At 62.2% G+C, this 20,624-nt stretch carries 20 protein-coding genes and 1 tRNA gene; 14 read left to right on the forward strand and 7 right to left on the reverse strand.

The features are described 5' to 3' along the window. Nucleotides 1-214: 214 nt before the first annotated feature. Nucleotides 215-454: a hypothetical protein gene (locus HMPREF3166_RS07610; protein ID WP_035003409.1), complete on the forward strand. Its 240-nt coding sequence runs from the start codon at nucleotides 215-217 to the stop codon at nucleotides 452-454. Next, the gene (locus tag HMPREF3166_RS07615) at nucleotides 441-875 is read left to right on the forward strand and encodes a TA system VapC family ribonuclease toxin (RefSeq protein ID WP_070488517.1); all 435 of its coding nucleotides are present in this window, start codon (nucleotides 441-443) and stop codon (nucleotides 873-875) included. The genes HMPREF3166_RS07610 and HMPREF3166_RS07615 overlap by 14 nt, the downstream gene beginning before the upstream one ends. Before the next feature lie 53 nt (nucleotides 876-928). On the opposite strand, the gene HMPREF3166_RS07620 is transcribed toward HMPREF3166_RS07615, so the two are convergent. The 3 genes from HMPREF3166_RS07620 to HMPREF3166_RS07630 form a co-directional block, all read right to left on the reverse strand. Next, nucleotides 929-1,510 (reverse strand): hypothetical protein, encoded by a 582-nt coding sequence (locus HMPREF3166_RS07620; protein WP_034986287.1) that lies wholly within the window; start codon nucleotides 1,508-1,510, stop codon nucleotides 929-931. Between the two features lie 78 nt (nucleotides 1,511-1,588). Continuing rightward, on the reverse strand, nucleotides 1,589-1,879 hold the full coding sequence (locus tag HMPREF3166_RS07625) for a hypothetical protein (protein ID WP_070488519.1): 291 nt from the start codon (nucleotides 1,877-1,879) through the stop codon (nucleotides 1,589-1,591). A 159-nt stretch (nucleotides 1,880-2,038) separates the two neighbouring features. Further along, nucleotides 2,039-2,542 carry an FBP domain-containing protein gene (locus tag HMPREF3166_RS07630; RefSeq protein ID WP_070488521.1) on the reverse strand — a complete coding sequence of 168 codons (504 nt, stop codon included), beginning with the start codon at nucleotides 2,540-2,542 and terminating at the stop codon, nucleotides 2,039-2,041. Between the two features lie 84 nt (nucleotides 2,543-2,626). On the opposite strand from HMPREF3166_RS07630, the gene HMPREF3166_RS07635 reads away from it, so the two are divergent. Together HMPREF3166_RS07635 and HMPREF3166_RS07640 are read left to right on the forward strand one after the other, a co-directional pair. Next, nucleotides 2,627-3,391: an NAD(P)/FAD-dependent oxidoreductase gene (locus HMPREF3166_RS07635; RefSeq protein ID WP_070488523.1), complete on the forward strand. Its 765-nt coding sequence runs from the start codon at nucleotides 2,627-2,629 to the stop codon at nucleotides 3,389-3,391. Next, complete coding sequence (locus HMPREF3166_RS07640) at nucleotides 3,384-3,986, forward strand: DJ-1/PfpI family protein (RefSeq protein ID WP_034986290.1); 603 nt, start codon at nucleotides 3,384-3,386, stop codon at nucleotides 3,984-3,986. Before HMPREF3166_RS07635 ends, HMPREF3166_RS07640 begins: the two co-directional genes overlap by 8 nt. Nucleotides 3,987-4,088: 102 nt before the next feature. On the opposite strand, the gene HMPREF3166_RS07645 is transcribed toward HMPREF3166_RS07640, so the two are convergent. Further along, a tRNA-Leu gene (locus tag HMPREF3166_RS07645) sits at nucleotides 4,089-4,171 on the reverse strand. Nucleotides 4,172-4,528: 357 nt separating this feature from the next. Here HMPREF3166_RS07645 and HMPREF3166_RS07650 point away from each other — a divergent pair. The 7 genes from HMPREF3166_RS07650 to pknB all read left to right on the forward strand — a co-directional run bounded on the left by HMPREF3166_RS07650 (nucleotide 4,529) and on the right by pknB (nucleotide 14,825). Further along, nucleotides 4,529-5,815: a DUF3662 and FHA domain-containing protein gene (locus tag HMPREF3166_RS07650; RefSeq protein ID WP_070488525.1), complete on the forward strand. Its 1,287-nt coding sequence runs from the start codon at nucleotides 4,529-4,531 to the stop codon at nucleotides 5,813-5,815. Nucleotides 5,816-5,980: 165 nt separating this feature from the next. After that, nucleotides 5,981-6,478: an FHA domain-containing protein FhaB/FipA gene (locus HMPREF3166_RS07655; RefSeq protein ID WP_034986315.1), complete on the forward strand. Its 498-nt coding sequence runs from the start codon at nucleotides 5,981-5,983 to the stop codon at nucleotides 6,476-6,478. Further along, nucleotides 6,475-8,061: a protein phosphatase 2C domain-containing protein gene (locus tag HMPREF3166_RS07660; protein ID WP_070488527.1), complete on the forward strand. Its 1,587-nt coding sequence runs from the start codon at nucleotides 6,475-6,477 to the stop codon at nucleotides 8,059-8,061. The genes HMPREF3166_RS07655 and HMPREF3166_RS07660 overlap by 4 nt, the downstream gene beginning before the upstream one ends. A gap of 3 nt (nucleotides 8,062-8,064) precedes the next feature. After that, a complete protein-coding gene (locus HMPREF3166_RS07665) occupies nucleotides 8,065-9,372 on the forward strand; it encodes an FtsW/RodA/SpoVE family cell cycle protein (protein WP_070488528.1) in 1,308 nt (435 codons plus the stop codon). Further along, the gene (locus HMPREF3166_RS07670) at nucleotides 9,369-10,817 is read left to right on the forward strand and encodes a peptidoglycan D,D-transpeptidase FtsI family protein (RefSeq protein WP_035003338.1); all 1,449 of its coding nucleotides are present in this window, start codon (nucleotides 9,369-9,371) and stop codon (nucleotides 10,815-10,817) included. The genes HMPREF3166_RS07665 and HMPREF3166_RS07670 overlap by 4 nt, the downstream gene beginning before the upstream one ends. Before the next feature lie 3 nt (nucleotides 10,818-10,820). Beyond that, the gene (locus tag HMPREF3166_RS07675; protein ID WP_070488530.1) at nucleotides 10,821-12,482 is read left to right on the forward strand and encodes a serine/threonine-protein kinase; all 1,662 of its coding nucleotides are present in this window, start codon (nucleotides 10,821-10,823) and stop codon (nucleotides 12,480-12,482) included. 207 nt (nucleotides 12,483-12,689) lie between these two features. Further along, nucleotides 12,690-14,825, forward strand: coding sequence for a Stk1 family PASTA domain-containing Ser/Thr kinase (pknB, locus tag HMPREF3166_RS07680; RefSeq protein WP_246816976.1), 2,136 nt, complete (start codon nucleotides 12,690-12,692; stop codon nucleotides 14,823-14,825). 11 nt (nucleotides 14,826-14,836) lie between these two features. Here pknB and HMPREF3166_RS07685 read toward each other — a convergent pair whose 3' ends face one another. After that, on the reverse strand, nucleotides 14,837-15,565 hold the full coding sequence (locus HMPREF3166_RS07685; protein ID WP_070488534.1) for an anthranilate synthase component II: 729 nt from the start codon (nucleotides 15,563-15,565) through the stop codon (nucleotides 14,837-14,839). 139 nt (nucleotides 15,566-15,704) lie between these two features. Here HMPREF3166_RS07685 and crgA point away from each other — a divergent pair, with 139 nt between their 5' ends. After that, entirely contained in the window at nucleotides 15,705-15,977 is a 273-nt protein-coding gene (gene crgA, locus HMPREF3166_RS07690; RefSeq protein WP_005292638.1) for a cell division protein CrgA, read from the forward strand. 40 nt (nucleotides 15,978-16,017) lie between these two features. Here the strand turns inward: crgA and HMPREF3166_RS07695 are convergent, their stop codons facing one another. Together HMPREF3166_RS07695 and HMPREF3166_RS07700 are read right to left on the reverse strand one after the other, a co-directional pair. Then, nucleotides 16,018-16,743, reverse strand: a complete 726-nt coding sequence (locus tag HMPREF3166_RS07695) for a rhomboid family intramembrane serine protease (RefSeq protein WP_070488536.1) — start codon at nucleotides 16,741-16,743, stop codon at nucleotides 16,018-16,020. A gap of 7 nt (nucleotides 16,744-16,750) precedes the next feature. Continuing rightward, a complete protein-coding gene (locus HMPREF3166_RS07700; RefSeq protein ID WP_005292634.1) occupies nucleotides 16,751-17,275 on the reverse strand; it encodes a peptidylprolyl isomerase in 525 nt (174 codons plus the stop codon). A gap of 156 nt (nucleotides 17,276-17,431) precedes the next feature. On the opposite strand from HMPREF3166_RS07700, the gene HMPREF3166_RS07705 reads away from it, so the two are divergent. Further along, the gene (locus tag HMPREF3166_RS07705) at nucleotides 17,432-18,961 is read left to right on the forward strand and encodes a hypothetical protein (protein ID WP_070488538.1); all 1,530 of its coding nucleotides are present in this window, start codon (nucleotides 17,432-17,434) and stop codon (nucleotides 18,959-18,961) included. A 49-nt stretch (nucleotides 18,962-19,010) separates the two neighbouring features. Beyond that, nucleotides 19,011-20,597 (forward strand): anthranilate synthase component I family protein, encoded by a 1,587-nt coding sequence (locus HMPREF3166_RS10450; protein ID WP_371327268.1) that lies wholly within the window; start codon nucleotides 19,011-19,013, stop codon nucleotides 20,595-20,597. Nucleotides 20,598-20,624 lie beyond the last annotated feature (27 nt).

Below are 20,624 nucleotides of genomic sequence, written 5' to 3' on the forward strand. Positions count from 1 at the left end.
AGCACGCAAACTTACGCACTCTCCCCCGGGGTGCGTCAACCGAAAAGGCGCCAGATCCCGAAAAAATCTCGGATTGATAACAAAATTTAAGGGGCTTCTTAGACCCCTTGCTGGCTGGATTCCACCACTTAGAACCTGAGAAAGCGCCTCTTACCAGGCGAATGCATCACTGCACCTCTTGATTGATGCTTTGATGCGGAATACTATTGTGTACATGCGCACCACAATTAATCTTCCTTCGAAAGTCCTAGAGGCGGCTAAACAGCAAGCGAAGCTCAACGACCTCACCTTGAGTTCTTACGTAGAAGAGGTAATTCGAACGGCTCTAAAGCAAGCTGAAAACTCTCCACAACAAACAGACAGCACTTTTCTCCCAGTGTTTGACTGCGGCCCCATGCTCGTAGACATCGACGATAAAGATGCACTCTGGGAGACGCTCGATGATCGTTCCTGATGTCAATGTTCTGATTAACGCATTCAGCTCCTCCGCACCCCGCCACAAGGAAGCTAAGGAATGGCTACAGAAGGCGCTTTCTCAGCGTGAATCGGTCGGAATTCTCGACGTGATAGCGACCGGGTTTATCCGAATCATGACGAATCCTCGGATTTTTGCAGTGCCTCTCACCCCGGAGCAGGCTACAGGAGCCATCAACGCAGTCCTCGCTTCCCCCAACACAGTGCTTTTACACCCCGCAGGCGCTTCTTGGGACATCTTCGACGAGATGGTGCGACTGCATAAACTCTGCGGTAACGATATTCCCGACGCATGGATTGCCGCCGCGGTCATTGCAGACGAGGCAACCTTAATAAGCGATGATCAAGGTTTCGCCCGCTTCTCCAACCTGCGGTGGAACAGCATTGGCGAAGAAAAGTAGCAACTCTCGATTCGGATTGCAGTCGACGAGGACAATCCACTGGAGCGAAGCATTTATCGGCGCGGGCCGTAGACCGCAGCCGATTCGATGCGGGTAGGCACCACGTACGCGATTGCAGCGGTGCAAACAATGCCCGTGAGCGTGACCAACGTCCCCCAGTCGCCACTTAGCAGTCCGCCCGCGAGCACCCATGCGATCGCGGCGACTGATGCCAGCGCGATCACGGCCATGCCAAAGAGGTGCTCGTTGCCCGTACCGGAAACCGGTATGTACAGGAGCCCGGCGAGTACGCCGATGACGCCCGCAATCACTCCAGTCAGTACAGCAGGCCCCACGCCTGCGGACGCTTCACCTGGAATGAAGCTCACCAGGAGGTCCACGATGAACACCGCAGCGAAAGTGACAGCCGCGGCCAGAACAGCGAGGACGATGAGGTTCATCGCAACCTTCTTGCCGTCGTAGCGGCCGGCCAGCAGGCCTTCGCGCGGATCTTGCGGGGGCTGGTTGTAGCCAGAGTTATACCCCTGCGGGTACTGCTGCTGGTTGTTGTAGCCAGAGTTGTAGCCGCCATAACCGCCATTGCCCTGCGTGTTGAACATGCGAGTCTGGTCGTCGTTTCCTTGCGGGTAAGTCACCCAACGCTCCTTTCACTGGCGTTTCAGGTGGCCTATGTTACCGGAGTGACTATTGAGTAGTCACCCCTCTCCGCAGCTTTAGTGATCGTCCCAGTGGTCACCGTGCTTGGCGTGGCGGTGGCCGTCGTGGATGTAGTCCACGTGATCGCCGTGCGGAACGGCAACGTGGCCGCAGTTCGGACCGTGCTCGTGGTCGTGATCCTCGTGGACCTGGTGCTCCGTGACCTCACACTCGTCCCAGTGCCCCTCGTGCTCGCGGTGCAGGTGGCCATCGTGGACGTAATCGACGTGGTCGCCGTGCGGGATGGCGACGTGGCCGCAGTTCGGGCCGTGCTTGTGATCATGGTCGGCGTGGGTAGTGCAGCTCATGATGAACTCCTTTATTACAGGCAACCATGGAGCCACCACCCATGGGTTAGGCGGGCCAGTAGGTTGCTTCGACGCTTTCTATACTGCCCTCTCACCTGCTACGTTGTCAATACGTTTTCATTAAATATTGGTTAGAAGCAGTGCGCGGTGGTCACCGGATTACTTCTTCAGGCGTTTTTCCACACTGGTGATAAGGCTACGAACGTTGGTGAGTACGCGCTCTTCCTTTTCCTCGACCGTCAGCGTCTCCGTCATCTGCGTGGTTCCGTCCGGAGTTTTCGTTCCGCGCACATAATCCACACACGCCAGGTCACTGCACATGTACGTACCGATGCTGCCGTAGTTATCCTGCGCGGACTTCGTGGTGACGATCGACATCAGAGAGGCGCCACTCGAAGGGTGCAGCGTGCGGCAAATCTGGCACATGCGCGCCCCGCCGCCGGTCGGGGCCTTACGGATCTCCATAGTGAGACCCTGCAAACCCTGCGCGGTCTCCGCGACGAGGTATGCCCGCTGGGGCGCCTTGGGGTCCGCCCAGCTGACAAACACCTGGCTCCCCCAGTCGGCGCCCAGAACGTGTGCCGGAATGTGAATGCGCGCAGCGGCACCCTTAGAGCAGTTGATAAAGCTCTTCCGAATCGCCTTTTCAGAGTAGGCCTGCACGATACTCCACCTTTCCGTCGCGCGAACTGCACCAAACATGCAGGTACGGTGGCCAAGTGTAACAATCCTCGAAGGGAGCAGATCATGGCGCGCAATGCGACGGAACCACTCGACGTACTCATCATCGGCGGGGGATTTGCGGGCACTGCGGCGGGTGTTACCCTCGCCCGAGCTCAGCGGACCGTCCGAATCATCGACAACGGAAAACCGCGTAACCGCTTCAGCGCCCACTCTCACGGCATCATGGGGCGCGACGGAGCGAACCCAATGGAGCTACTCGACCAAGGGCGCGACGAATTCATAGCTTTCGGCGGTGAAGTAACCCAAAATGAGGTCACCTCTCTCGAGCAAACAGGCAACGCATGGACGGCCACTACGGCCGACGGACGGCAGTTTCCGGCTCGACAAGTACTCATGGCGACGGGCATTACCGACGAACTGCCGGACGTCCCGGGCCTAGCTGAGCTTTGGGGATCACGAGTTTTTCACTGCCCCTACTGCCACGGGTATGAGGCCCGAGGGCGAGATCTTGCCGTCGTCGGTGGAAAGAATCCCGGGTTCACGACGCGCATGGTGCATTTGTTGCGCAAGTGGACCGATCGCGTCACGTTCTTCACTAACGGCCTTTCCCTTAGCGAAGCTGATCGCGCACTGTTCGAGAAGCGCGGTGTTGTTCTTATGGACGCCCCCGTCTCCCGCGTGCAGCCCGACCCAGAATCGAAAACGGGAGTGCTAGTGAGCGCCACCGATCCCATCGAAGCTGGCGACTCCGCCTCCACCGCCATCGCGATCGATCAGGCCTTATTGGACGAAGAGCTACAGCAGATTCAAGGGCAGGCTCATGGATAACGAACAACCACAACAGGTAGCGTTTATTCTTTTCGATGGATTTGAGCTGCTGGATGTCTTTGGTCCTGCCGAGATTTTCTCCAAAGTTCCTGGCCTACAGGTGGAGTTCGCCTCCGTGGATGGGCAAGCCGTTGCCAGCTCCCAAGGTGTGAAAATTCTCCCCGACACAACCTTCGATTCCCTCGTGTGCGACACCTTTATCATCCCCGGCGGCCAGGGAACGCGAGCACTCGTCAAAGATGCGGATTTCCTGGCCCGCATCTACAAAATGGCGAGCTGCACCTCGCTTGTCTGTTCCATATGCACGGGTTCAGCGGTTTTGGCCGCAGCTGGTTTGCTGGAGGGATACGCCGCCACCAGCAATAAACTTGCGTTTGATTGGGCCAATTCTTTCGGCAAGGACATCGACTGGAAAGGCTCTGCCCGGTGGGTGCAGGACAGAGACCGTTGGACGTCTTCCGGTGTGGCAGCGGGTATAGATATGGCCGTCGCTTTCGTCACCCACTTCTTCGGCGCTCCACTTGCGGAGAAGATCGCCCATGACCTAGAGATTCAATTTAATAGCGACCCGGAGCACGACCCATTCGCGGTCTGAAATCTAGCACGCATTACTACTGCCTTGTAACCGCCCCCGGCAATGCAAAACACCCCGCACGGCCAGGATCCGAAGATCCAACCCTGCGGAGTGTTCGTTCTGTGGGCGAAGGGGGACTTGAACCCCCACGTCCCGAAGGACACTGGCACCTGAAGCCAGCGCGTCTGCCATTCCGCCACTCGCCCGAGTGACTATGTAGGACACATGGTATTCACCACAGTGTTTACACTGTCTTGCCTGCTGAAACCACACATTCCTAACTGGAATCTGTGCTCGCTGGCAACGAAATGAAACTCTAGCACGATGCACGCGCGCTTCCAAAAAACGCATCTGACCTGCGTGAAAATGCACGTTACCCGTTACTACCCCTATAATGGCCAACTACACACTCGCAGCATCGGGGTATGGCTGCACAGCACAACCTGCCACCCGGTGCCCGCGACTTTCGTCATACAGCGCCCCGCCAGGCACAACTAGCGCCAGGCACTTAAGGCATGCGACTGCAGTGGAAAACACAGGACGACACAGGAGGACTACGGACAATGAGTCTGTTTGGACGTTTCAAGAAGCTCGACAGCTCGCTTCAGCGCGGGCTGGATAACGGCTTCGCACGTGTCTTCGGCGGCGAGGTTGTTCCAACCGAGATCGACGAGGTTCTTAAGCAGTACGCCGAAGAGTCCGTCATGACGGATGCCCAGGGCCAGCGTTTGGCTCCCAGCTACTTCCAGGTACTCGTCAGCACCCGCGACTACGCAAGCCTCACCGAGTCCCGCCCGCGCCTGGCCGAGGAAATGGGCGATCGCCTGAGCCGCTTCATTCGTAACCAGGGCTGGCGCACAAACGAGCCGGTCAAGGTGAACCTTTCTGCCCACGACGGCTTGCACTCCGGGCAGATGCGTGCCGATGCGCGCTTCGACGTTCCCCGCACCGAGGATCGCTCCAGCGCAAACGTCGCCATCGGCGAGGATGCCCCGGCGCAAGCTAGTCGCCCGGAATGGCCTTCATCGCAGCCCGGCGAGCGTTCATTGGTCTCTCATGATTATGACGCCCCTAGCTCCAACGACGACCCGTCCAGCGATGCTCAACACCCCAACTCCGGGCGATCTCTAGGGGATCTGGTTTCGTCGGCAGATGCGCAGCATCACCACCACGGGTCGGCCGACTCTGCTGGTGCTGCCGCTGGCGCTGCAGGTGCGGCCGCTGCTGGCGCTGCAGGTGCCCGCGCAGCAGGTGTGCACCGCGCCTCCCCGGATTTCGCGCGCAACCAGTGGTCGGATCAGGCGGAGCAAGCGGAAGATACTGAGGCCCCAGAGTCCCCGGAGTCCCCGGTATCCCAGGAACCCCAGGAATCTTGGGAGCCCCGCGACCACCAATCCCAGGACGAAGAGAAGGAAAGCGCGGTGCACAACCAGCAGAACTGGCAGGGCCAGCAGGAAGGCAATGATTTCGAACGTCCGGTGAGCTACCCGGGCACCGAAGTCATTGTGCAGTCTACTCCCTCCCCCGTACGCGGAGGCGTGGGCGCGGACAGCGGCGAGAGCGAACTGCGGGTCACCCTCACGCTGCACGATGGCTCCGACCGCACCTACGAACTACGCAAGGGCAGCAACATCATCGGGCGCGGCAACGGAGTGGATCTGCGCATCCCCGATACCGGTGTTTCCCGCCAGCACGCAGACATCACCTGGGATGGCTACGATGCGGTGCTGACGGACCTGCAGTCCACCAACGGCACTTCCGTTAACGGCACCCCGATCGAAAACTGGCTGCTGGCCAGCGGCGACGTAATCTCTCTCGGCCACTCTGAGATCGGCGTGGAGTTCCACTAACCCTATTTTTCCCTTCCGCCCTACTCCTTCAGGGTCATCTAAACTAGGCTATTCACATACACATGTGCCCCGCGGGGCTATGTGCGCCTGTGTTTATTGAGTGGTTCATGGAGTACTCACCGAGTACTCACCGAACCTTCCGACCTTATTGAGGAGTTGAATACCGTGCAGACCACGCTGCTTTTGCTGGTCAAGATTGGCCTGCTGCTTTTGCTGTGGTTCTTCATCTGGATGACTGTTCGCTCCCTCAAGAAGGATGCGGATCGCACCTCTGGCTTGACTCCCGCCGGGATGGCTCCCATCGCAGCGGGATACGGCGGTCCCATGAACGAGCCCTCTTCTTCCGGCCATGCTTTCCGCAGGCACAAGGCGCCTAATTCCCTGGAGCTCACCAGTGGCCCGCTGACTGGCACCACGCTGAACCTCAAGGGGTACCAGGACGTCTCCATCGGGCGCTCGCAGTCGTGCACGCTGGTGCTGGAGGATGACTTTGCCTCCGGCACCCACGCGCGTCTGATCCGCCGCGGCTCGGATTGGTACGTCGAAGACCTCGACTCCCGCAATGGCACCTGGATCGGTAACGAGCGCCTGGACCAGCCCGTTAAGCTTTCCGCCGGTATGGAAATCCGCATCGGCCAAACCCACGTGAGGATGGACGCATGACCGAGGGCAAGAACGGAAACATCGGGCGCACGCTGAACTACGCGGCGTGCTCTGACCGTGGCCTGGTCCGCGGCAACAACGAAGACTCCGCCTACGCCGGCCCGCGTCTGCTGGCTCTGGCCGACGGCATGGGTGGCCACGCTGCCGGCGAGGTTGCCTCCCAGTTCCTCATTAATGCCCTCAGCCCCCTGGATTCCCCACTGATCGACGAGCCCAACAACCGCGATCAGTTGGAAAACTTGCTGGCCACGGCTACGGACGAGGGCAACCAGGACATCGCCGCGCACGTCGACGAGCACCCAAACTTGGATGGCATGGGCTGCACCCTGACCTCCATGCTCTTCCGCGAGGACGAGGTCGCCATCTGCCACATCGGCGATTCCCGCGGCTACGTCCTGCGCGACGGTGAGCTGCGCCAGGTCACCAAGGACGACACCTTCGTGCAGTCCCTCGTCGATGAGGGCAAGCTCGATCCCGAGGACGTCAGCAGCCACCCGCAGCGTTCCCTCATCCTTAAGGCCCTCACCGGCCGTCCCGTCGAACCCACCCTGTGGCGTGAAAAAACGCAGGTCGGCGACCGCTTCATGCTCTGCTCCGACGGGCTTTCGGATCCGGTTAGCATCGACACGATCCGCGAGGTTCTCTCCCACGGCACCCCGGAGAAGGCTGCCCGCAAGCTCGTTGAGATGGCACTGCGTGGCGGTGGCCCGGACAACGTCACCGTTGTTGTTGCCGATGTTGTTGGTTTTGACGCCGACTCCAATGCCCCGACGGATCCGGAGCTCACCCTGCCACCCCGCCCGGTGATGGCGGGAGCTATTGCAGGTGAGGCAGTGGATATGCCACGCCCGAATTCTTCGGCAGCCCGCGCAGCAGCTATTCAGGGGCTGTCGACGACGACGGCGGCGTCACCAAAAAAGGACGAGGAAGACGACGAGCCCGAACCTGCGACGGCCAATGGTGGCCACGATCGCACAGGTAACGGCAACAACGTTCACGGCGATGGCCACAGCGTAGGCGATGCAGAACCCAGCGCGGCCAAGAAGCCGAAGAAATCCCGGCGCGGGCTGTGGGTGACGCTGGCGATCATCCTGGCCGTTGTTCTGGCCGGTGGCGCGGTGACCTATGTGATGTACCAGCGAGTGAAGGACACGTACTACGTCACCGCGGATAACTCGCAGATCAAGGTGATGAACGGCACTGATTCTTCCGTAATGGGATTCAAGCTGAACTCTGTGCACCAGGACGTCTGTCTGGACGACGAAGGCAAGGCGACCTTCGTGGATCCGGGTGCGGGCGGCGATTGCCACCTGTTTATGACCTCGGATCTGACTCCGGCGGCGCAGGGCGCACTGTCGGATCTGCCGGAGGATTCCTACGACAAGGTCACCGGCCAGGTCAACCGTCTGGCGGAGCAGACTCTGCCGGTTTGTGTGACGCGAGTGCCGGCAGACGGAGACAAAGACAAGGATGGCAAAGACGACAAGGATAAGAAAAAGAGCAGCACGGAAAAGAGCGAAAAGAAGAGCGACGCGCCCGAAGACCTCACGACCCCCGGAGTCTCCTGCCGCGAGGTGAAGTAAACCATGAAGCTTTTTAGCCGACGCACCGAGGCTGGCTTGCTGCTGCTGGCCGCCATCATTTTGCTGCTGGCCATCGTGGCGCTGGAGATCTCGCAGGGCAAGGAAATCAGCTCCGAGGTGTTCTACCTGGTCGGCGGCTTCTTTCTGACTTTTCTAGTGGCGCACCTGGTGGTGTGCTGGACGGCCCCGGAGGCCGACCAGATCATGCTGCCCATCGCGGCGCTGCTCAACGGCCTGGGGCTGGTGATGATCTACCGGCTGGACCTCGGGTCGGGCCTCACACTGGCGAAGTCACAGATCATGTGGACCGCCCTGGGTGTGATCCTGTTCTGCCTGGTGATTGGCTTTTTGCGGGATCACCGCTCGCTGCAGAACTACTCGTATCTGCTGGGCTTGGCGGGCCTTATCCTGACGGCCCTGCCGATCGTCTGGCCTACCTCCCTGAACGCGGACGCAAAGGTGTGGATCAGCATCGGCCCGTTCTCGATCCAGCCCGGCGAGTTCGCAAAGATCATGCTGCTGCTGTTCTTCGCCGCGCTGCTGGTAAATAAGCGCCGCCTGTTCAACGTGGCCGGCAAGTCCTTCTTGGGTTTGCAGTTCCCCCGTCTGCGCGACCTCGGCCCGCTGTTTCTGGTGTGGGGCATCGCGCTGATGATCATGGCCGCGCAGAACGACTTCGGCCCGGCCCTGCTGCTGTTCGGCACCGTGCTGGGCATGCTGTACATCGCCACCGGCCGCGCCTCCTGGCTGGTGCTGGGTCTCGGCCTGGCTTTCATCGGCGCATTCGGCGTGTACCAGATCTCGGACAAGATCCAGGATCGCGTGTCCAACTTCGTGGATCCTTTGTCGAACTACGACGGCAACGGCTTCCAGCTCTCCCAGGCCCTGTTTGGCATGTCCTTCGGTGGCGTGACTGGCCGCGGCCTGGGCGAGGGTTACCCAAACAACATCCCCGTCGCGCACTCCGACTTCATCCTGGCCGCTATCGGCGAGGAGCTGGGGCTGATCGGCTTGGCAGGCGTGCTGCTGGCCTACGCGATCTTCGTGTCGCGCGGCTTCAACACTGCCATGCGAGCCCGCGATTCCTACGGCAAGCTCGTTGCCGCGGGTCTGTCGCTGACGATCGCCATCCAGGTTTTCGTGGTCACCGGCGGTATCTCCCGCCTGCTGCCCATGACCGGCCTCACCACGCCGTTCCTGTCGCACGGTGGTTCGTCACTGTTGGCGAACTACATCCTGTTGGCGATTATTCTTCGTATTTCTCATGACGCCCGCACGCCCCTGGCCATTAAGGAAAGAGAGGAAGCATGAACCGCTCCATCCGCGCGGTAGCCATCTTTAGCTTCATCTTGGTGGTCGCCCTCATTGCAAACCTGACCTACATCCAAGGCTTCCAGCAGAAGTCGCTGGCGCAGAATCCGCTGAATTCGCGTCAATTCCTAGAGGCCAAGTCGAAGGAACGCGGCAGGATCATCGCCGGCGACCAGGTGCTGGCCAGGTCCGTGAAGGATTCCGACGACTTCTACGACCGTGAGTACCCGTACATGTCCGCGAAGTACGGCTCCGTGATCGGCTACCTGTCTGACCAGTACGGTGCCTCGGGTATCGAGTCTTCCCAGAACTCCATCCTCACCGGCGAGGACGATTCCCTGTTCGCCACCCGCACGTGGGACATGCTGACGGGCAAGGAGGCCGGCGGGGCGAACGTGGAGCTCACGCTCAACCCGCAAGTGCAGGAAGTCGCCTACGACCAGCTGGCCAACAAGGGCTACTCCGGTTCCGTGGTGGCTCTGCGCCCGTCCACGGGCGAAGTGCTGGCGATGGCCAGCACGCCCTCGGCTGACCCGGCGCAGATCGTCGGCCCGCCGGCCGAGCAGGCCAAGACGAACTTTGAGAACTACGCCAACGACGATTCCGCCCCGTTGTTGAACCGCTCCACGCAGCAGATCCAGCCGCCGGGCTCGACGTTCAAGGTCATCACTACCGCGGCCGCCCTGGAGGAGGGCGACACTCCGGAGACCTCCGTGACCGCCGCGCCGCAGATCACCCTGCCGGATACGGCCACGACCCTGGAGAACTACGGCGGCGCGGCCTGTGGCGGCGGTGGCACCACCACCCTGCGCGAGGCCTTCAAACGCTCCTGTAACACCGCCTTCGTGGACATCTCCACTCGCCACGGCGCGGATAAGTTCAAGAAGATTTCCGAGAACTTCGGCATCGGGGAACAGGACGACTACCTGGGCCTGCCGGTGGAGCCCTCCCGCCTGGGTGACATCCCGGACGGTGCGGCTCTGGGCCAGTCCTCCATCGGCCAGCGCGACGTGGCGCTGACCCCGCTGCAGAATGCGGTGATCGCCGCGACCATCGCCAACGGTGGTGTGCGCATGAAGCCTTACCTAGTTAGCAAGATCACCGGCCGCGATCTTTCCACCCTGCGGACCACCAAGCCGCAGAAGGCTCAGCGCGCGGTGCCGGAGGAGACGGCCGATACCTTGAAGGATCTGATGGTGGAGGCCGAGAAGTGGGCCGGCGGCGATGCCTCCATCGCTTCGAAGACGGGTACCGCCGAGCACGGCGAGGATTCCCGCAACTCCAACCCGCACGCCTGGTACATCGCGTTTTCCACCTCCGCCGATGTGGCGGTAGCCGTTCTGGTGGAAAATGGTGGCGACCGCGGGCGGGCGGCTACCGGTGGTTCGGTGGCCGGTCCCATCGGCCGGGCCGTCATCCACGCAGCTGAGAAGGAGCAGCAGTAGGCCATGAGCGATTCCCGTCAACCCGACCGCACAGAAATTGAGCGTACGCAGCGGCTTCTGGGCGAGCGCTTCGAGCTGCAGTGGATCATCGGTCGCGGCGGCATGTCCACCGTATGGCTGGCCCACGATGTCGAAAAGCTGCGCGACGTGGCCGTCAAGATCCTCAAGCCGGAGTACACGGAAAACGAGGAGTTCCGCGCGCGCTTCCGCAACGAGGCCTCCGCAGCCCAGGACCTCGACAGCCCCAACGTCGTCAGGACCTATGAATCCGGCGAGGTCGAGGACCCGGACAACGGCACGGTGTTCTGCTACATCATCATGGAGTACATCCGTGGCGAGTCTCTGGCCGATGTGCTCTCGCGCGAATCCTCGCTGCCGCAGAATCTGGCGCTGGACGTATTGACGCAAACCGCCGCGGGGCTGAAGGCTATCCATGAAGCCGGACTGGTGCACCGCGATATTAAGCCGGGAAATCTGCTGATCACCTCCGACGGGTTCGTGAAGATCACGGACTTCGGCATTGCCAAGGCCGCCGCCGCGGTGCCGTTGACCCGCACGGGCATGGTGGTTGGTACCGCCCAGTACGTCTCTCCCGAGCAGGCTCAGGGCGACCAGGTCGGCCCGGCCAGCGACGTGTACTCCTTGGGCGTGGTCGGCTTCGAGATGCTGGCGGGCTACCGTCCGTTCTCCGGCGAATCCACCGTGTCCGTGGCGATCAAGCACATCTCCGAAACCCCACCGGAGTTGCCGGAAGAGGTCGACCCCAACCTGCGGGAATTGATCAAGGTCTGCCTGCGCAAGAATCCGCGGACGCGCTACGCCGACGGCGCGGAACTTGTCGCCGCCACTGTCATGGTGGCCGAGGGCAAGCAACCCCCGTCGCCGCACAATGTGCCGAACGTCAGCACCGAACCGCACCCGCTGACCGAGCAGCTGGGCAACGTTGCCAGCGGGCCGGGAACTCGAGTGCCTTCAGCGTCGGGCCCTGAGTACGGTCCAGAGCACGGGCCAGGGCCCGGTCAAGGTTCCGGTTACCCTGGCCCCTCCGGCCCGGCTGCCGGTGCAGGTGCTCCGGCCACGGGCGCGGGCTACCCCGCGACTGCACGCGGGGCGGGTGGAGCGCAGGGGGCGTCACCAAGAAAGAACCGCTTGATTATCGCGGTGCTGGCCCTGGTGAGCATCCTCGCGCTTGCGCTGGCCACCTTCCTGCTGACCAGCGGTGGCGACGAAGAAGCGCCGGACCCGTCGACAATGACCGTGACCAACGAGGTCACGACCAGCCCGACGGAGGAGGAAGAAGCGCCGGCCGACCCGGACGGCAACGCCCCCGCGCCGGTAAACCCGGTGCCGACGGACACGACGAATGGCCCGGAACCCGCACCGGGGACCGAGACCACGTCGGAACCGCCGGAGACCTCCGACGAACGCGAGCCTTCGTTCCCCACCTTGCCGACCATCCCGAACGGTGGCGGGCGCGGCAACGACAGTGACAACGGCAACGGCGGAAACGGTGGTCAGGGTGGCAATGGCGGCAACCACAACACTGCTCGCCCGAACCAACCCGGCCGCCCGCAGACGAACGATAGCGCAACCTCGGCGGACAACGATGTACCTGCAGAATTACGCAATCGGGAGGCCGATCCGGAAAGCCAGCCAGTGCTTTAAGCGTTTAAGCACGATTCTTTTTAGCAATGTAAAAGGGATAGAACTATGTCCATACAACAAGTTGGACTAGGATTTGTTAATCAAAGTGACTAGAAAATCATTCTGGGGTTAGCTACAGAAGCAGACAAAGGAGCAGAAGGCGTGGACCGAAACGGCACAACCTTGGGCGGACGATACCGCCTCGGTGCCAAGATCGGCACTGGTGGCATGTCCGACGTGTACGCCGCTACCGATGAACTGCTGGGCCGCGATGTGGCGGTAAAGATGATGCGCCCCGATCTGGCGCGCGACACCACCTTCCTGGAGCGCTTCCGCCGCGAGGCTCAAAATGCCGCGAAGCTGAACCACCCCGCCATCGTCGCCGTTTACGACACGGGCCAGACCCCGGACGAGGACGGTGCGGTGCCGTACATCGTCATGGAGCGCGTGCACGGCGAAACCCTGCGCGACATCATCCAGGACTCCGGGAAGATGAGCCTGAACGATGCCGCGGCGGTCATGTCCCAGGTCTGCTCGGCGCTGTACTTCTCGCACGAGGCGGGCATCATTCACCGCGACATCAAGCCCGCGAACGTGATGATCACCAACACCGGCGCGGTGAAGGTCATGGACTTCGGCATCGCACGTGCACTGAGCGATAGCTCCTCTGCTATGACGCAAACCGCCGCCGTCATCGGCACCGCCCAGTACCTCTCCCCCGAGCAGGCACGCGGCCAGTCCGCCGACGCACGTTCGGATATTTACGCCGCCGGTTGCGTGTTCTACGAGCTGGCCACGGGCAAGGCTCCCTTCCACGGCGAGTCCCCGCTGTCCGTTGCCTTCCAGCACGTGCAGGAAAACCCGGAGGCGCCGTCCCAGGTTCCGGGCATGCACCTGTCGAAGCGCGAGGCTTTGAGCCTGGACTCCATCACTCTGACCGCTATGGCGAAGTCGCCATCGGATCGTTATGACGACGCGCAAGAGATGGCGACGGATCTGAAGCGCCTTTCCGAAGACCAACTGCCGCTGGTCGCCCAGGCCTATACCAATGACGCCGACTCGGCCGATGCTGGTTCCCACACCGCAGGCCGCGCTGCTGCCGGTGCCGCTGGCGCCGCGGGGCTGGCCGCCGGTGCGGCCGCGGCTGGCGCGCACGCGAATGAAGATGACGCGCAGACCTCCGTGATCCCCGCCAGCCACAACACGGCCAACGGTGCCGCTGCTGGAGCCGGAGCAGCTGGGGCCGGAGCAGCCGCCGCTGGAGCCGCTGGCAACGGTGGCGGCGACGGCTACTACAACAGCGATTACAGCGGCGATTATGATGGCGGCGACGATTATTACGACGACTATGACGCCGACTACGACGATGATTATGACGGCGAGTACGACGACGAGTACTACGAGGATGAGCCCAAGCGTCGCTGGTGGGCGCCCATCGCTTGGGTGGCGGGTATCGCCGCAGTAATCGCCGGTGGTTACTTTGCCTACCAGGCATTTACCGGCGACGATGAACCAGAGAAGCCTATCGAAGCCGAGCAGGTGAAGATCCCGCTCGTAGCCAACAAGGACCGTGCCGAGGCGGAGAAGATCCTCAAGGACGCGGGCTTCGAAGTAACGGTCGAGGAAACCACGCACGACAAGATCGCGCGCGGCAAGGCTATCGGCACCGACCCGGCAGCCAACGCATCCGTGGCTCGCGGCACCGAGATCAAGCTGCTGGTCTCCAGCGGCCGAGAGATCACCGACGTGCCGGACCTGACGGGCAAGACCACCGAGGAAGCAGTCCAGCTTCTGAAGGATGCCAAGCTGGTTCTGAACAAGGAAGTCAAGGAAGAAGCCAGCGATGATGTGCCGAAGGGCAAGATCATCACGCAGACTCCGCCGCAGGGTTCGCAGGTCTCTGCGGGCACGAAGGTGACCATCACCGTCTCCACGGGTCCGGAGGACGTCCGCGTGCCAGTCGTCACCGGCCAACAGCTCGAGGACGCCCGGGAGAACCTGGAATCAGCTGGCTTCAAGGTGGTTGTGAACCACGTCGATTCTGTGGAGCGGAAGGATCAGGTGCTCTCCGCCAGCAGCGAGGGTGAGAAGCTGCCCAAGGGCAGCGAGATCACCCTGGAGGTATCCCTGGGCAACCAGTTCGAGATGCCTTCCCTGCAGGGCAAGAAGTTCGGTGACGTGTTCCGCGAGCTGCAGGCCGCCGGCTGGCGCGGCACCCCGGAACAGCTACACCGGGAGAACAAGAACACCACGGATCTGGGCCGCGTGGACGAGGTCGCGCAGCAGTCCATCCACAGTGGCGAGGTCATCAAGAAGGACGAGGACATCACCGTCACGGTGTACGTCTTCAACCTGCTGCCCTAGCGGCAGCGCGCCTAGAGCATCGAGGCTTCGGCGCTGATCGCGCCGGTAACCTCCAGCTGCTCCTGCACCAGGCGGTTCACCAGTTCGGCGGGCACAACCTCGCCCTTGCCACTCAACCGCCCGGCTTCGTTCAGCCAGTTCGCCAGCATTAGGTGGCCGTACTGCGTCATCACGGACTCGGGGTGGAACTGCACTGAGTGGATCGGCAGCGTCTGGTGGCGCATCGCCATAATCATGCCGGAATCGGAGGTTGCCGTGACCTTTAGCTCCTCCGGCACGGTGCCTGGATCAACGGTGAGCGAGTGGTAGCGCGTCACGCGGAACGGGCTCGGCACTCCGGTCAGCACGCCGGTGCCGTCATGGGCCACGGGCGAGGTCTTGCCGTGGAAAAGCTCGTCTGCCCGCACGACCTCCGCGCCGAAGTGCATGCCGATCGCCTGGTGCCCCAGGCACACCCCGAACAGCGGAATCTGCTGCTCAACAGCGATTTTCAGCACATCCAGCATGCGGCCTGCCGCGCTCGGCTCGCCAGGTCCGGGGGATAGCAGGATCGCGTCGAAGCCCTGCAGCATGTCCGCCAGCGCATCCGTCTCGGCCCCCTCAGGGTTGCCAGCACCGGTGAGCTCGGGGGCGTCATTGCGCAGCACCACACAGTCGTCCCCGCTGAAGCCCAGCTGCCCGATGTATTGCACGAGGTTGTAGACGAAGCTGTCGTAGTTATCGATCACGAGAATGCGCATAGCAAAGAGTCTAGCGTGGCAGCGTGCATGGTTTTGCCGCGGTGTACTGCTACTATCGTCTAGTACGTATTTTGCCCATGGGCGCTCGGTACCTCGTAGGCCGTCCGCTCCGCAGTCAATTGCTTCGAGGTTTTGAACAATGCCAAAGTCCAAGGTTAATTCCGCTGAGGAGAACTACTCCAGCTCCTCTTCCGCGGACCGTCGCACACCCGTGAAGCTGAATTCCAGCGGTACTCCGCGTTGGTACATCGTGCTGATGCTCGCGCTGATGCTTCTGGGCCTGGCCTGGCTGGTTGTTAACTACATCGCCGGCCCGGAGATCCCGTTCATGCGCGATCTGAACGCATGGAACTACCTGATCGGCTTCGCCCTGCTGATCGTGGGTCTGCTGATGACCATGGGTTGGAAGTAGCACCCAAGTTACTTCCCGGCACTGCCCTAGTTGGGCGCCCCTAGTAGTGCCACCCCAGGCCGGTCCATATGGTGAAGGCCAAGATTGCCGTCGCGGCTAGTGCTGCGACGGTCTTTTTTCTTATTGACGCCCCCACGCCCCCGTTGCCGCCCTCCCCAACGGTGCTGGTAATGAGTGCTATGACGGCGCCTCCGGCGAGCCCACCGATGTGTCCCCATAGCGAAACGTTGGAGTACATGAGGGAGTACCCGAGGTTCACCAGCAGGAGGATGATGGGCCCGCGGAGGTCGCGCTGCCGTATCCGCGACAGGGAAATGAGCATGGCGAACAGCCCGTAGCCGACGGTGGAGGCACCGCCGACGGGGACGTTGGGCTGGAAGTACATGCAGGCCAGCGCGCCGCCAGCGGCGCTGGCAACGATGAGGCTGAGCATAACTACCGGCCCGTAAAAGCGTTCTACATCGCGGCCGATCAGGAAGATCAGCAGCATGTTGAAGCCCAGGTGGGCGGGGTCCAAATGAACGAATGCGGCGGTGAGGATGCGCCACCATTCACCGAACAGGGTGACGTTGGCGGCGTTGAAGAGCATCTCCCGCCCCAGGTTGTTCGAGCTGAGGCCGAACATGGATCGGCCATCGAGGGGGCTGGCGATGCTGCCGGATTGAAAAACCGTCACCACGTAGACAAGGCAGCAGGCTGCGATGAATACGTTGGTGACGGAATACCGCCGGCTATTCCGGCGGGCTTGCGTGTCCAGCCACGGCAAGGAGTTTTTACTCCTGGATCTCGACAGACTCGATGACGACGTCGTCGTTCGGGCGGTCCATGCGGTCGGTTGCGACGCGGGAGATCTTTGCGACGACCTTCTGGGACTCCTTGTCGGTGACCTCACCGAAGATGGTGTGGCGGTTGTTCAGGTGCGGGGTGGCCGTCACCGTGATGAAGAACTGGGAGCCGTTGGTGCCGGGACCAGCGTTGGCCATGGCCAGCAGGAAGGGGCGGTCGAACTGCAGCTCCGGGTGGAACTCGTCGCCGAACTGGTAGCCCGGGCCGCCACGACCGGTGCCGGTCGGGTCGCCGCCCTGGATCATGAAGCCATCGATGATGCGGTGGAAGATCGCACCGTCGTAGAACGGGCCTTCGTTGGTGCCGGAGGCGTTGGGCTGGGAGTACTCCTTGGTGCCCTGCGCCAGGCCAACGAAGTTGGCTACGGTCTCCGGCGCGTGGTTGCCGAACAGATCGATGGCGATGTCGCCTTGGTTGGTGTGCAGAATTGCGGTTGCAGTCTTATTAGTCACGGTGATCCATTGTACTAAAAAGCCGCGACGGCTTCCGGCGCCTTGGCGACTCAAAAGCTGTATTGCCCATCCCGGTGGGGATTTTTCTTTAGGATGGGTGTTAGCACGAACACATATTGAAATACCCAAATAGATCTCCAAGGAGCATCTCGCACGATGAACCCCACCACGTTGAAGCTGGCGCTGCGCGGCGCCAAGCAGGGTCGCACCATGTTGAATAACCGCAAGGAGTTTAAGCGCCGCCAGGAGTTCGACGCGCTGCAGCAGCTGCGTGACAACCTGGCCACGGAGGGCGAACGAGAGGGCATCATTGCTGGTTCTCCCGCTCACGTGAAGGCCGTCGCGGAGCTCATGCTGAAGGAAGAGGGTGCTGCGTCTGCCCTCGAGCAGGCCCGTGCGGCTGCGGCTGCCCGCAAGCACCACCAGGCGCACCACTCCGACGAGCTCACTGCTGCGGATGTTGCGGACATGAACTCCACCGGTTCCCAGAACACTGCCGACACTGCTGACAAGGCCGCCGACAAGGCGGACAGGGCTCGTGCGAAGGCCGAAAAGAAGGCCGAGGCCGCAAAGAAGAAGGCAGCGAAGGCACAGGCCAAGGCAGCCAAGAAGACCAAGAAGGTTGAGGGCGAGGCTGCTGGGATGGTGGCGTCGCTAAGGAAGAAGGGCGAAGAATTGAACACCGATGAACTGACCGAGAAGCTCGGCGCGGATGCCGAGAAGCTGCGCAAGAAGATCGACAAGCGCACGCAGAAGCTGCGCAACCGTTTCGACGAGGCGCAGGAGAAGGCCCAGAAGAAGGCCGGCAAGAAGGCCAAGAAGCGTGAGCAGAAGATCGCTCAGCTTACCGCTGCGCTGAAGGAAAATGCTCACGAGCTGCAGGAACGCGGCCAGGCTGCGACCAGCAAGCTGTACGAAGAGGCGGAGTCCCGTGGCGGCGACCTGGCGAAGAGCGCGGAGAAGAACCGCAAGCAGCTGGCCAAGAAGCTGGAGGCCACCAAGAAGAAGGCAGCCAAGCGTGCGCAGAAGCAGACCAAGGGCGCACAGAAGGATGCCCGCAAGCGCGCTGCGAAGCTGGACAAGAAGGTAGCCCGCGCCACCAACAAGGCGCAGAGCAAGGCGCTGGCGAAGGCCGAGAAGAAGGGCCTGAAGAAACAGGAGAAGAAGCAGAAGGGTGGCCTGTTCGGCAAGTTCCTGCTGCTGGCCATCCTGGTTGCCGCGGGCGCTGCTGCGTTTAAGTTCCTGCGTGGTGGCGAGAACGCTCCGAAGAACTCCCCGAAGGTGCAGGACTTCGCGGACAAGGCCACCGGCGCTGCCGAGAAGGCCAAGGCGAAGGCCGCCGAGACCGCTGACAAGGCTGAGGCGAAGGCCACCGAGGTGAAGGAGACCGCCGAGGCCAAGGTCGACGAGGCTAAGGAGGCTAAGGCCGGCGAGAAGACCGAAGAGGCCAAGACCGAGGAGAAGCAGGCTCCGGCTGCCCCCGCCGCACCGTCCGCACCTGCCCCGGGTGCACCGGGCGCTCCCGCACCGGGCGTAGCTGTTCCGGGTGCTCCGGCTGCTCCGCAGGCTGGTAGCGACCAGGGCGCTGCCGATGCCACGGATGCGACCGACGCCGCCGAGGCCGACTTCCCGCTGGCCGATGGCCCGGGCGAGGATCCGGACGAGGGCGGCAAGCACCGCCTGTAACCCGCACCCCCACATCGCGCGCTAAATCCGGCGCGCGATAATGGCGTACATGACCCCGCGCCGCCTCACATTCCGCACCATCCCGCTGCCGCAGGCAGACGCTCGGGACATCACCGGAAGTGTCGCGCCGCGGGTCTTTTTGTCTTTATTTAATGACGCCCCCACCGCCGCCTGGCTGGATTCCTCCGGCAACGGCGGCGCCCTCAGTGTGCTGGCAAATAGCGCGGGTCCCCTAGCCCGAACGTGGATGCCGCAGGTGGAAAGCTCGAATACGTTCTTCGCGCAGCTCAGAAGCACTTTCGACGAGTCGGTTGAGATTCCGCGAGACTGGCCGTGCGACTTCGCCCTCGGCTGGGTGGGCGCATTGGGATACGGAGTGGAGGACATTGCCCGCTCCCGGGAAGACCATCCGGATGCGGCACTGCTGTTCGCCGACCGGGCGGTCGTGATCGACCACGCACACGCGGTGGCCTATGCAATGGCAATGCTGCCGAGTGCCAAAGATGCCGGGGATGCCGGGAGCACCCACGATGAGCAGCTGGAATGGCTGGACACCACCGTCGCCGAGGTGCGACGGATCGCTGGCGAGGTCTCCGAGACAAGCGGTGCGGGACTGGAAGCCATTCCGGAAACCTTTCCGAGCAGCATTCCGGGCGGTGCACCGCCCCGTGACACGGTGCCCGCCGAGCGCGCGGCGACCTTCCACTTCGACCAACCGAAGCAGCAGTACCTGGCGAGCATCCAGCGCTGCCTGGATTACATTGCCGCGGGCGATAGCTACGAGGTCTGCCTGACGAATACGGCCCGTGGGCCCGCACTGCGGGAGCTGGTCGGACTGCGGCCCACTCAGCAACCTGGCGAGCATCCAGCACTGCAATCCAGCGAGCAGCCCGGCGCGAACTCGCCTCAGGAGCAGTCACCGGAATTACTGGCCTACCTGCGGCTCCGCGAAGTCAGCCCGGTTCCCTATGGCGCATTCCTGCGTTTCGACCGCCCTGGTCAGGCACCACTGCATATCCTCAGCGCCTCCCCCGAGAGGTTCCTCAAGGTCTCGCCGGAGGGAGAGGTCTCCGCCAAGCCGATCAAGGGCACCCGCCCCCGTGGGGAGGACGAAGCGGCGGATGCGAGGGGGCGTCAGGAATTAATGAGCAACCCCAAGGACCGGGCGGAGAACCTGATGATCGTTGACCTGCTGCGCAACGACCTCGGCAGAGTGTGCGTGCCGGGCAGTGTGGAGGTGCCGAAAATTTTTTCGGTGGAGAGTTTCTCGCACGTCCATCAGCTGGTCAGCACCATTACCGGCCAGCTCCGTCCGGGGCTCGGCGCCGTCGACGCGATTGCGGCCAGTTACCCCGGCGGCTCCATGACAGGCGCGCCGAAAATCCGGACGATGGAGATTATCGAGGAGCTGGAGCCGCATCCGCGCGGGTTCTATTCCGGGGCGATCGGCTGGATCTCCCCCAATTCCGCCACAGAGCTGAACATCACGATCCGCACGCTCGTCGACGATGGCGCGGAGTGTTCTTTCGGGGTCGGCGGCGCGATCGTCGCGGACTCGGATCCACTGGCGGAGTACCAGGAAACGCTAGTAAAAGCGGCGGCGCTACTCGATACACTCGGGGGCCAAATCGCCTAACATTCTACTCGAAACATTTTCGAGTAC

Source organism: Corynebacterium sp. HMSC08A12 (assembly GCF_001807485.1).
In the GTDB taxonomy this organism is placed as follows: Bacteria; Actinomycetota; Actinomycetes; order Mycobacteriales; family Mycobacteriaceae; genus Corynebacterium; species Corynebacterium evansiae.